Here is an 11,744-nt window from a genome sequence, read left to right as displayed (position 1 = left end):
AAGACAATCTATTCAAATGGATAGACGCTATTCAATTCGCGTCCTCCAGTGCCTTGTTCAATGGCACATAAAATTCTGCGCATAACGCATTTACAGCATCCCGCGCCTGCGGCGTGACGTAAGCCATTTCGAGCATCAGCACCTGATAGACGCCCCGGCGGATGGCGTCCTCATTCAGATGACTGGCGTTTTCCCGCGTCGTGCAGAGAAACCGCACCCAGGACGTGAGGATGATCCAGGCATTGAGGGTTAGCGATTCGATCTGCACCCTGTCCATTGCCAGAATCCCGGCCTCGACGAACCCTCCGTAAATAGCCATGGCCTTGATCAGACAATGCTGGGAGAAGCGACGATAACGGTCGGCCAACTCGGGGTCGGCATCGAGCAGATGCTCAAGATCGCGATGCAGAAAACGGTAGCGCCACATGCCATCGAGAATCGCCATCAGGTAATGACGCTTGTCTTCAACGCCCGGCAGACGGCCCTTGGGCGGGTGCAGGAAGCTGTCGACCAGCGCTTCGTATTCGCTGAACAGCTCGGCGATGATCGCCTGCTTGTTGGGGAAGTGGTAATACAGATTGCCCGGCGAGATTTCCATGTGCGCGGCGATGTGATTGGTGCTCACGCTACGCTCGCCCTGCAGATTGAACAGCTCCAGACTGCTCTGCACGATGCGCTCTCGGGTCTTGATGCGTAGGGTTTTGATGCGCGGCGCCATGCTCAGCTCGAACGTTGGGATGTCACAGAGATGTGCTGGATCTTAACGCATGCGCCGCGCATCGGTGCAGTCCTCACAACTCGACCGACGTTGCAGTGGTCACTGAACCCGCGCCGTAACGGCAATGCCGATCACGCCGCTCACCAGCCCCGGCATCAGAATCACCCCGCGCAGACCCAGCAGCGCTGGTCAGCTTCGTTCGCAGGCCTTGCGGAGAGCATTTGACTTTATAGAGTAATAACTCTAAAAACACTGCATCACTTCAAAAAGGACCTGCAGCGATGCCTGTCGAATCCGCGCGTTTGCCCTTGCCCGATGGTCTGTCCGAATCTTGCGATGAGGTCGAACGAATATTCGCCTTGCAGCGTCAAGCCTTTGCAGCGAACCCGATGCCTGTGGCTGCACAGCGTCGGCAATGGCTCGACAGCCTGCGCCAGCTGTTGAGCGATGAGCGCCAGGCGTTGATCGACGCCATCAGCGCGGATTTCAGCCACCGCAGCGCTGACGAAACCCTCCTCGCCGAGCTGATGCCCAGCCTGCACAACATCCATCACGCCCGCCGCCATCTGACCAAGTGGATGCGCCCGTCCCGACGCAGCGTCGGCATGGCCTTTCAGCCGGCATCAGCGAAGGTCATTTATCAGCCATTAGGCGTGGTGGGCGTGATCGTGCCGTGGAATTACCCGCTGTACCTGGCCATTGGCCCACTGGTGGGCGCTTTGGCGGCGGGCAATCGGGTGATGCTCAAGCTCAGTGAGTCGACGCCGGCCACAGGCGAATTGCTCAAAAGGCTGTTTGCCAGGGTCTTTCCGGAGGATCTAGTGGCTGTTGTGCTGGGTGAGGCCGAGGTCGGCGTGGCGTTTTCGCGGCTGCCGGTCGATCATTTATTGTTCACCGGCGCCACCAGCATCGGACGCCATGTAATGCGCGCAGCGGCTGAAAATCTGACCCCGGTGACGCTGGAACTGGGGGGAAAATCTCCCGCTATCGTTTCCAGTGACGTGCCGGTCGCGGACGCCGCCGAGCGCATCGCCTTTGGTAAAACCCTGAATGCCGGACAAACCTGCGTGGCGCCGGACTACGTGCTGGTGCCGAAAAATCGTGTCGATGAGTTCGTCGAGGCCTACCGAAAGGCGGTCACAGGGTTTTATCCCACGCTGGCCGACAACCCGGACTACACCGCCATCATCAATCCCCGACATGTCGCACGGCTAAACAGTTACCTGGCGGACGCCACCAGCAAGGGCGCACAAGTCATTTCCCTTTATAAAGAGGCGCAAGATCGGCGCCTGCCTTTCAGTCTGCTGCTGAATGTCAGCGACGACATGCTGGTCATGCAGGACGAAATCTTTGGCCCGTTGCTGCCCATCGTGCCCTACGAGCGCATCGAACAGGCTTTTGCCTACATCAACCAGCGACCTCGCCCACTGGCGCTCTATTACTTTGGCTACAACAAGGCCGAGCAGAATCGAGTGCTGGAGCAGACGCATTCTGGCGGCGTCTGTCTGAACGACACCCTGCTGAACGTCGCCCAGGACGACTTGCCTTTCGGCGGCATCGGCCCGTCGGGCATGGGGCATTACCACGGCCACGAAGGCTTTCTGACCTTCAGCAAGGCCAAAGGCGTGTTCATCAAGCAGCGCTTCAATGCCGCACGACTGATCTACCCGCCTTACGGCAAAGCGATTCAAAAGCTGGTGTATCGGCTGTTCGTGCGATGAGTGCGGCGCAGCGGCACGGCATGGGGGGCGGCTTGTTTGATGCCCGGCCTGTCACATTGATGTCGGCTGCTGCGGCGCTTTCGCTGCTGTCGTAACCTCCGACGCCCCCCGCAGGTGGCGCGACGTCCTGCACACCTGGCTTGGCCCATCCGCCTGCGCTGCGCTACCATCCGAGTCCCGAACGAACTCCGACCAGGACGACGCGATGAACCGAGTGTTGTACCCAGGCACCTTCGACCCGATCACCAAGGGTCATGGCGATCTGGTCGAGCGCGCTTCGCGCATGTTCGACCAAGTGGTCATCGCCATTGCCGCCAGCCCCAAGAAAAACCCGCTGTTCCCGCTGGAGCAACGTGTGGCGCTGGCGCGCGAGGCCACCAAACATCTGCCTAACGTCGAAGTGGTGGGGTTCTCCACCCTTTTGGCGCACTTTGCCCAAGAGCAAAACGCCAACATCCTGCTGCGCGGCCTGCGTGCGGTGTCGGACTTCGAGTACGAATTTCAGCTCGCCAACATGAATAAACAACTCGCGCCGGACGTCGAAAGTCTTTTTCTCACCCCCTCCGAACGCTATTCATTCATTTCATCTACGCTGGTCAGAGAAATCGCGGCGTTAGGCGGGGACATCACCAAATTCGTACACCCGGCGGTCGCCCAAGCGCTCAAGGAAAGGTTCAAAGCCTAGTTCCTGCGCTATGTTGAGGTGCATACCGGGCGCTAATGCGGCACAATTCGCGCATTAGTTTCTCGATATGCCCCGGTGTCGACCGCGGCAGGAGTATCCATGTCCCTGATCATTACCGACGATTGCATCAATTGCGACGTCTGCGAACCCGAGTGCCCGAACGAAGCGATTTCCCAGGGTGAAGAGATCTACGTGATCAATCCGAACCTGTGCACCGAATGTGTTGGCCACTACGACGAGCCGCAGTGCCAGCAAGTCTGCCCCGTGGATTGCATCCCGCTGGATGAAAACCACGTCGAGAGCAAGGACGAGCTGATGGCCAAATACAAGTTGATTACCAGCAAGGCATAAACGTAGGCATACCTGTCGGCATACGCGCTTTCGCCGAAGATACTGGCTGTAATGCCTGTTGACCTGAGCGAGATACGCATGACATCGAAGCTTACGTGGATACCGTCCTCGTTTGGCGCAGTGCTTTTTCTGTGCGCCCTCTCGGCTCAAGGCAGCCCCGATCACCCTGATCAGGCCGCCATAGCCAGTCCTCATCCCATTGCGACCGCCGCCGGTCGGGAAATTCTGGTCGATGGCGGCAACGCCTTCGACGCCGCCATCGCCATCAGCACTACCCTTGCCGTGGTCGAACCCTATGGTTCGGGGCTAGGCGGCGGCGGCTTCTTTTTGTTGCGTCAGGCAAGGGAGCCGGTGCAATACCAGTTCCTCGACGCGCGAGAAAAAGCCCCGCTCAAGTCAAAACTGCGGATGTTCCACCGCCATGGCGTGGTGCAACCGGATTTGTCCCTCAATGGTCCTTTGGCGGCCGCGATTCCCGGTTTGCCCGCAGCATTGGTCGAACTCGCAGAGCGGTATGGCCGCTTGCCCCTGAGTATTTCAATGGCGCCCGCCATTCGCATCGCTTACCGGGGTTTCGAGGTCGACAAGGTGTACCGAGAACGGGCCAGCTGGCGGCTGTTCGCGTTGCGCGCCGATAAGGAAAGCGCCCGCTTGTTCCTGCGCAACAATGACGTGCCAGACTTGGGCGAGATCATCAAACAGCCGGAATTGGCGCAAACGCTGGAGCGACTGGCCGACAAGGGCCGGGCCGGTTTCTACAGCGGACTGACAGCGCAATCGATGGTCAGTGGTGTGCGCGCAGCGGGCGGGGTCTGGAATTACCACGATTTCGAAGAGTACGACGTCATCACGCGCACGCCCCTGCGCTTCCAGCTGGCTGACCAGCGCGAACTGATCAGCGCCCCTCCCCCTTCGGCAGGCGGCATTGCGTTGGCGCAGAGCCTGTTCATGCTGCAGCAGTTGCCGTGGCGTGAATCGGAGAAAGTGCAACGGGCTCATTACGTCGTGGAAGTCCTGCGTCGCGCCTATCGTGATCGCGTGCTGCTGGGCGACCCTGATTTCGTGCCCAACCCGGTGGCGCAGGTGCTGGCGCCGAATTATCTGCTGCAGTTGTCGACCAGCATCGACCCCCACAGCGCCACGCTCAACAACGTCCTGCCCCCCGCGCCGCGCTGGCGCGAAGGCGACAACACCAGCCACTTCTCGGTGCTGGATAACCAAGGCAATGCGGTATCCGCCACGTTGTCACTCAACCTGCCCTTCGGCTCGAGCTTCACGGTACCCGGCACGGGCGTGATTCTGAACGATGAGATGGACGACTTCGCCATCGATCCCACAGGTAGCAACACCTATGGGCTGGCAGGCAGCCCGGCCAACATCATCGAACCGGGCAAGCGCCCGCTGTCGAGCATGAGCCCGAGCTTCATCGAGAGCCCGCAGACGTTCACAGCGTTCGGCACACCTGGCGGCAGCCGCATTCCGAGCATGGTGCTGCTGTCGATGCTGCAGTATCTGGATGATCAGCCCATCGCCCGTTGGACGTCGGTGCCGCGCTACCACCATCAATACGTTCCCGATGTGATGGAATACGAGCCCGGCGCATTCAGCGATGAAGAATTGAGCGATTTGCGCGAGCGCGGCTATCGGGTCAAGGAGACCAAAGGCGACATCGGCAATCAGCAGGTGCTGCTGTGGCGCAAGAACAATGCTCGCGTCGAGGCTGCGAGCGATCCGAGAGGGGTGGGCGTTTCAGCGACGTTCAGTCCTGACGCACCGCTGAATCGGGTGCGCACCTGCGCCGATCAGTCCTGCTTGCCGTAACCGCTGGTCGTGCAGCCCAGGCAACGCACGAATGCAGCCTTGCCCGGTTCGACCACCAGCGCCTTGCCCGTTGCGCCCAGATTGCCGCCCGCTGCTGCGAATGGCGAGGCGATCACGAAGAGCCCTGCACCGATCACCGTTGCCACGATCAGCAGAGGACGCGCCACTAGCAGGTCGCCGATCATCGCGTAGGCCGGGGGATTCTGGATTTCGTACATCGGATCGCCGCTGCCCGATGCCTCGACTTGCGCCATGGCGGGCGTCATGTGCAAACCGAAGAGCAGGGCCAGGGTGGCAGCGAGAATGCGAAACGGGCTCATGGCGTGATCCTTCAGGCACAGCAGGAAAAGTGATGCTGCTCACTATAAACAGGGATTGGGGTTACGCAAGGGAATGAATGTCTCAAACGAGACACGCGTGTTGTAGGACGCCTGCCGTCACTTCTGGCATTTAGGGCAATACACGCTTGCCCGCTGCCCCAGCTTGACCTCGCGCATGGTCGTGCCACAGACCTTGCAAGGCTTCTCGCCCCGACCGTAGGCAAACAGCTCCTGCTGGAAATAGCCCGGCTGGCCATCACCCCCGATGAAATCACGCAAGGTCGTGCCGCCGCGCTCGATGGCAGCGGCCAGGATCCGTTTGATCTCGATGGCCAGCTTGATATAGCGCGCCTTGGAAACGGTCCCTGCTTCACGACGAGGATCGATGCCTGCGGCAAACAGTGCTTCAGTCGCGTAGATGTTGCCCACGCCCACCACCACGGCATTGTCCATGACGAACGGCTTGACCGCCATCGAGCGCCCCCGCGACAGCTCGAACAGACGCAATCCGTCGAACAGGTCGGTCAGCGGCTCGGGGCCCAGGCGAATCAACAATTCATGATTATGCGGATCGAGGCTCCACAGCATCGCACCGAACCGACGCGGGTCGGTGTAACGCAGCGCCAGCCCGGATTCCAGCTCGATGTCGACGTGCTCATGCTTGAGCGCCGGCAGCCCTGCCTCCACCAGACGCAAGTTGCCAGACATCCCCAAATGACTGATCAACGTCCCGACTTCCGCCTGGATCAGCAGATACTTGGCCCGCCGCTCCACCACGACGATCTTTTGCCCCGACAGACGGACATCCAGGTCTTCCGGAATGGGCCAGCGCAAACGCCGGTCGCGCACGATCACGCGGCTGACGCGCTGGCCTTCCAGATGGGGCGCAATGCCCCGACGAGTGGTTTCGACTTCAGGTAATTCAGGCATGGGGCTGCTCGATGGCGGGTGAAACGCGAGCGCGCAGGATCAATGCGCGCTCAACTCACGAATACTTTCCTTGAGGTTTTCGAAGTCGTAGTCCGACAGGCCGACATAATCAAGAATCAGGTGACCGATGTTGTTCCATTCATGATCGATGGCCTGATTGCCCAGCACGCGGTGGGACGAGCAGATGTGTTCTGCCATCTTCAGAATCGCCAGCAAGTTTTTCAACGGCGCGTTACGACCCGATTCTTCCTGAAAAATCGCCAATGCATTGTGATGGTTGGCGATGGCATTGCTGACATGTTCAGGCAAACGCCATGACTTGGCAGTGAAATAGCCGACAACGGCGTGGTTCGTGTTGAGAATGCGATTTTCCGTATCAACCACGCGGCATTCAGGGCCTGCTTTGGCGTAAGCCTCTTCCAGCACGCTCATGTACTCGGGAAAGCGCTTGAGCATCAATGGCACGCCGCAGTCATGAAACAGACCCAACGCGTAGGATTCGTCCACGGTTTGCGAGCCGATGCGCTTGGCCAGCGTAAGGCTGGTCATCGCCACATCCTGGGCGGTGTCCCAGAAGCGATTGAGCACCACGATGGTTTCGTCGCTCATTTCGCTCTTGATCGACTGCGCGTTGATCAGGTTGATGACCGAGCGGCTGCCCAGCAGATTCACCGCGCGCTGAATGGAGGCGATCTTGTTGGCCAGACCGTAATGGGCCGAGTTGACGATTTTCAGCAAGGCGCCGGAAAGGCCGGGGTCCTGCGCGATCAACCGGGCGATCACACCCAGATCAGGGTCGGGCATGTACTGCTCCATCTGCAAATCGACCATGATTTGCGGCTGGGGCGGCACGCTGATGCCTTGCAACGCTTGCTGGATCTGCTCGGAAGTAAGCTCTTGGGACATAAGTACACACTCAAGGTCAGGGGGCGATTCTAACCCTTACCGCCCATGCTTCGACAACCGTTGAAGCACTCATCGGTTCCGACAGACCGTCCTCAGGTAAATTCACCAGAGCGTGTGCGCAACGGTATAATCCCGCTCTTTTTTACCCGGAGCGACGTCATGTCCCTGCCTAGCTTGCGCCTCAAGCCCAACGCCGACCGTCGCCTGCGCGCCGGCCACCTGTGGATCTACAGCAACGAAATCGACGTTGCCGCCACCCCACTCAACGGCTTTGCCCCAGGCGCCCAGGCGATTCTTGAAGCAGCGGGCGGCAAGCCCTTGGGCATCGTCGCCATGAGCCCGAACAACCTGATCTGCGCACGTTTGCTGTCGCGCGACGTCAAGCTGCCACTGGACAAATCGCTGCTGGTGCATCGCCTCAACGTCTGCCTGTCCCTGCGCGAGCGCCTGTTCGACAAACCGTTCTATCGCCTGGTCTACGGCGATTCCGACCTGCTGCCGGGTCTGGTGGTCGATCGTTTCGGCGACATCCTGGTGGTGCAGCTGGCCTCCGCGACCATGGAACACCACAAGGACGACGTGCTGGCTGCGCTGATTCAAGTGATCAAGCCAAGCGGCATCCTGCTCAAGAACGACTCGGCCGCCCGTGATGCCGAAGGCCTGAACCGCTACGTTGAAACCGCGTTCGGTCTGGTGCCGGAGTGGGTCGCACTGGAAGAAAACGGCGTGAAATTCGAAGCGCCGGTGATGGAAGGCCAGAAAACCGGCTGGTTCTACGACCACCGCATGAACCGCGCGCGTCTGGCCCCGTACGTCAAAGGCAAGCGCGTGCTGGACCTGTTCAGCTACATCGGCGGCTGGGGCGTGCAAGCGGGCGCTTTCGGCGCCAGCGAAGTGTTCTGCGTCGACGCCTCGGGCTTCGCCCTTGATGGCGTAGAGCGCAACGCCGGCTTGAACGGCTTTGCCGAGAAAGTCACCTGCATTGAAGGCGACGTGTTCGAAGCCCTTAAAGAACTGAAGGCCGCCGAGGAACGCTTCGACGTGATCGTCGCCGACCCGCCCGCCTTCATCAAACGCAAGAAAGACCTCAAAAACGGCGAAGGCGCCTACCGCCGCCTGAACGAACAGGCCATGCGCTTGCTCAGCAAAGACGGCATTCTGGTCAGCGCATCCTGCTCGATGCACCTGCCAGAGGACGACCTGCAAAACATCCTCCTGACCAGCGCCCGCCATCTGGACCGCAATATCCAGCTACTGGAACGCGGCGGCCAGGGCCCGGATCACCCGGTCCACCCGGCCATTCCGGAAACCCGCTACATCAAGAGCATTACGTGCCGGTTGTTGCCTAATAGCTGATAGCAGATAGCAGATAGCAGATAGCAGATAGCAGATTTTTGCAGCTTCCGTACAAATGCCATCGCGGGCAAGCGCGGTCCTACGGTTGAATGCGTTTTTAAGTGAACGCGGTTGACCGTAGGAGCGCGCTTGCCCGCGAAAAATCTCACAACCACACCGCATCCCAAAGTGGATAATCGCCAATTCGCTTCACCAATCCCGCTCTTAAGGGATTGGCTACGATATACCGCGCAATACTCTGCAGACTCTCTTCGCGCCTGACAGCACGATCGTGATAACCCTTCTGCCAAATGCGCTGCGAAGAGAAGCCGGCACGCGTCAGTGAAAGAGAACTACCTGATTTGATACGCCTCATGAGCGTGCCTAAATTGCCCTGCTTCAGAGTCACCAGCCAATGAAAGTGATCCGGCATTACGACCCACGCCAAGGAATCGGCGCGACCGTCCTGCTGGGCTTTGCGAAATTCTGCGACTACATGCCTCCCCGCTTGCCAGTTAGAAAATACGGGGAAACGGCCATGTGTTACGGACGTCAGAAGGTAAATTTGCCCGATACCGGAATATCGACCCAGGCGAAGCTCCGAGCCTCTTTGCGATCCGCTCATTCCCTTGCACTCCACAAGTCTCCAATTAGCAAGGCTAGCGACCCCTTGCAGAAGCGTCGGGCAATCATGTAATTGGATGTCTCCACGCCGACGCCTTCGCGGGCAAGCGCGCTCCTACATCGGATCTCATTCACACCCGTAAACGCGACCGCTTAGGCGCAAGACCTTGCGCTCAACGCGTCTCGCCATTCCATCCAACGTTCAGGGGTGTAGAATCGGTCTATTCATCGCCAATCATCCCCCGGCGGGTTTATGAGCTCCGGTCAAGCGCAGCGATCCTGTGGCGTCACCGACCTCATCCGCATCGGCAGCTACCTGTTGCCGTTGCAATGGACCAAGAGAAGCTCACTCCCTTACTGAACCTGATTAGCCGCCCGGAGTGCTCCAATGCCTGATTACCGCTCGAAAACGTCAACCCACGGCCGCAACATGGCCGGCGCACGTGCCCTGTGGCGTGCGACGGGTATGAAAGACGAAGACTTCAAGAAACCGATCATCGCCATCGCCAACTCCTTCACCCAGTTCGTTCCGGGCCACGTGCACCTGAAAGACCTGGGTCAGCTGGTTGCCCGCGAGATCGAAAGAGCCGGCGGCGTGGCCAAGGAATTCAACACCATCGCGGTCGATGACGGCATCGCCATGGGTCACGACGGCATGCTGTATTCGCTGCCGAGCCGCGAGATCATCGCCGACTCCGTCGAGTACATGGTCAACGCCCACTGCGCCGACGCCATCGTCTGCATCTCCAACTGCGACAAAATCACCCCCGGCATGCTGATGGCCGCACTGCGCCTGAACATCCCGGTGATTTTCGTTTCCGGCGGGCCGATGGAAGCTGGCAAGACCAAGCTGGCCAGTCACGGTCTGGACCTGGTTGACGCCATGGTCATCGCCGCGGACTCCACCGCCTCCGACGAGAAAGTCGCCGAGTACGAGCGCAGCGCGTGCCCGACCTGCGGTTCGTGCTCCGGCATGTTCACCGCCAACTCGATGAACTGCCTGACCGAAGCCCTGGGCCTTGCCCTGCCAGGCAACGGTTCGACCCTGGCCACTCACAGCGACCGCGAGCAGCTGTTCCTGCAAGCCGGCCGCACCATCGTCGAGCTGTGTAAAACCTACTACCGCGACAACGATGACTCGGTACTGCCGCGCAACATCGCCAACTTCAAGGCGTTCGAAAACGCGATGACCCTGGACATCGCCATGGGTGGTTCGACCAACACCATCCTGCACTTGCTGGCCGCCGCTCAAGAAGCCGAAATCGCCTTCGACCTGCGCGACATCGATCGCCTGTCGCGCAAAGTGCCGCAGCTGTGCAAAGTGGCGCCGAACATCCAGAAGTACCACATGGAAGACGTCCACCGCGCGGGCGGCATCTTCAGCATTCTCGGCTCGCTGGCCCGTGGCGGCCTGCTGCACACGGACCTGCCGACCGTGCACGCCAAGTCCATGGAAGAAGCCATCGCCAAATGGGACATCACCCAGACCGACGATGAAGCGGTTCACCACTTCTTCAAGGCGGGCCCTGCCGGTATCCCCACGCAAACTGCATTCAGCCAGTCGACCCGTTGGGAAACCCTGGACGACGACCGCGAGAACGGCTGCATCCGTAGCGTCGAGCACGCTTACTCGCAAGAAGGCGGCCTGGCCGTGCTGTACGGCAACATCGCACTGGACGGCTGCGTGGTGAAAACCGCCGGTGTCGATGAGTCGATCCACGTGTTCGAAGGCAACGCGAAGATCTTCGAAAGTCAGGACAGCGCCGTGCGCGGCATCCTCGCCGACGAAGTGAAGGCTGGCGACATCGTGATCATCCGTTACGAAGGCCCCAAAGGCGGCCCGGGCATGCAGGAAATGCTCTACCCAACCTCGTACCTGAAGTCCAAAGGCTTGGGCAAAGCCTGTGCCTTGCTGACTGACGGCCGGTTCTCGGGCGGTACTTCCGGCTTGTCCATCGGCCACGCTTCGCCGGAAGCCGCTGCGGGCGGTGCAATCGGTCTGGTGCGTGACGGTGACAAAGTGCTGATCGACATCCCGAACCGCGGGATCAACCTGCTGGTTTCTGATGAAGAGTTGGCCGTCCGCCGCGCCGAGCAGGACAAGAAAGGCTGGAAACCGGTCGAAGCGCGTCCACGCAAGGTGACCACCGCCCTGAAGGCTTACGCCCTGCTGGCGACCAGTGCCGACAAAGGCGCTGTGCGTGACAAGACGCTGCTGGATAAGCTGGTGCCGTAACGAGCCTTGGCGCGCAGCGAACCCAAAAAAGCCCGGCAGCGATGCCGGGCTTTGTCATTCTATCGCGACTGCTTTTCGCAGGAGCGCTTGCCCGCGA

General features: G+C 60.0%; 11 protein-coding genes. 6 read left to right on the top strand and 5 right to left on the bottom strand.

What is annotated here, in order from left to right; all coding sequences use genetic code 11:
- Positions 1-31: 31 nt before the first annotated feature.
- Complete coding sequence (locus AC07V9_RS27310) at positions 32-718, bottom strand: TetR/AcrR family transcriptional regulator (RefSeq protein ID WP_495018731.1); 687 nt, start codon at positions 716-718, stop codon at positions 32-34.
- 281 nt (positions 719-999) lie between these two features.
- On the opposite strand from AC07V9_RS27310, the gene AC07V9_RS27305 reads away from it, so the two are divergent.
- The 4 genes from AC07V9_RS27305 to ggt all read left to right on the top strand — a co-directional run bounded on the left by AC07V9_RS27305 (position 1,000) and on the right by ggt (position 5,296).
- Positions 1,000-2,439, top strand: coding sequence for a coniferyl aldehyde dehydrogenase (locus AC07V9_RS27305; protein WP_495018730.1), 1,440 nt, complete (start codon positions 1,000-1,002; stop codon positions 2,437-2,439).
- Positions 2,440-2,644: 205 nt separating this feature from the next.
- Complete coding sequence (gene coaD, locus AC07V9_RS27300) at positions 2,645-3,124, top strand: pantetheine-phosphate adenylyltransferase (protein ID WP_495018729.1); 480 nt, start codon at positions 2,645-2,647, stop codon at positions 3,122-3,124.
- A 99-nt stretch (positions 3,125-3,223) separates the two neighbouring features.
- Positions 3,224-3,475 (top strand): YfhL family 4Fe-4S dicluster ferredoxin, encoded by a 252-nt coding sequence (locus tag AC07V9_RS27295; RefSeq protein ID WP_400599356.1) that lies wholly within the window; start codon positions 3,224-3,226, stop codon positions 3,473-3,475.
- Between the two features lie 78 nt (positions 3,476-3,553).
- Positions 3,554-5,296, top strand: a complete 1,743-nt coding sequence (gene ggt, locus AC07V9_RS27290) for a gamma-glutamyltransferase (protein ID WP_495018728.1) — start codon at positions 3,554-3,556, stop codon at positions 5,294-5,296.
- Here the strand turns inward: ggt and AC07V9_RS27285 are convergent.
- The 3 genes from AC07V9_RS27285 to AC07V9_RS27275 form a co-directional block, all read right to left on the bottom strand.
- Positions 5,278-5,616 carry a multidrug transporter gene (locus tag AC07V9_RS27285; RefSeq protein WP_495018727.1) on the bottom strand — a complete coding sequence of 113 codons (339 nt, stop codon included), beginning with the start codon at positions 5,614-5,616 and terminating at the stop codon, positions 5,278-5,280. The two genes, ggt and AC07V9_RS27285, sit on opposite strands and share 19 nt — an antisense overlap.
- Positions 5,617-5,733: 117 nt before the next feature.
- Positions 5,734-6,546, bottom strand: a complete 813-nt coding sequence (gene mutM / locus AC07V9_RS27280) for a bifunctional DNA-formamidopyrimidine glycosylase/DNA-(apurinic or apyrimidinic site) lyase (RefSeq protein WP_495018726.1) — start codon at positions 6,544-6,546, stop codon at positions 5,734-5,736.
- A gap of 39 nt (positions 6,547-6,585) precedes the next feature.
- Positions 6,586-7,398: an HDOD domain-containing protein gene (locus AC07V9_RS27275; protein WP_495018748.1), complete on the bottom strand. Its 813-nt coding sequence runs from the start codon at positions 7,396-7,398 to the stop codon at positions 6,586-6,588.
- Between the two features lie 213 nt (positions 7,399-7,611).
- Between AC07V9_RS27275 and AC07V9_RS27270 the strand changes: the two genes are divergently transcribed.
- Positions 7,612-8,808, top strand: a complete 1,197-nt coding sequence (locus AC07V9_RS27270) for a class I SAM-dependent rRNA methyltransferase (protein ID WP_495018725.1) — start codon at positions 7,612-7,614, stop codon at positions 8,806-8,808.
- A gap of 145 nt (positions 8,809-8,953) precedes the next feature.
- On the opposite strand, the gene AC07V9_RS27265 is transcribed toward AC07V9_RS27270, so the two are convergent.
- Complete coding sequence (locus tag AC07V9_RS27265) at positions 8,954-9,412, bottom strand: REP-associated tyrosine transposase (protein WP_495018724.1); 459 nt, start codon at positions 9,410-9,412, stop codon at positions 8,954-8,956.
- A 387-nt stretch (positions 9,413-9,799) separates the two neighbouring features.
- Between AC07V9_RS27265 and ilvD the strand changes: the two genes are divergently transcribed.
- On the top strand, positions 9,800-11,647 hold the full coding sequence (gene ilvD / locus AC07V9_RS27260) for a dihydroxy-acid dehydratase (RefSeq protein ID WP_495018723.1): 1,848 nt from the start codon (positions 9,800-9,802) through the stop codon (positions 11,645-11,647).
- Positions 11,648-11,744 lie beyond the last annotated feature (97 nt).

The organism is Pseudomonas sp. GW821-FHT02A11 (assembly GCF_059421985.1).
The sequence above is the reverse complement of the archived record's forward strand: the minus strand, read 5'-3'. Positions and strand labels throughout refer to the sequence as shown.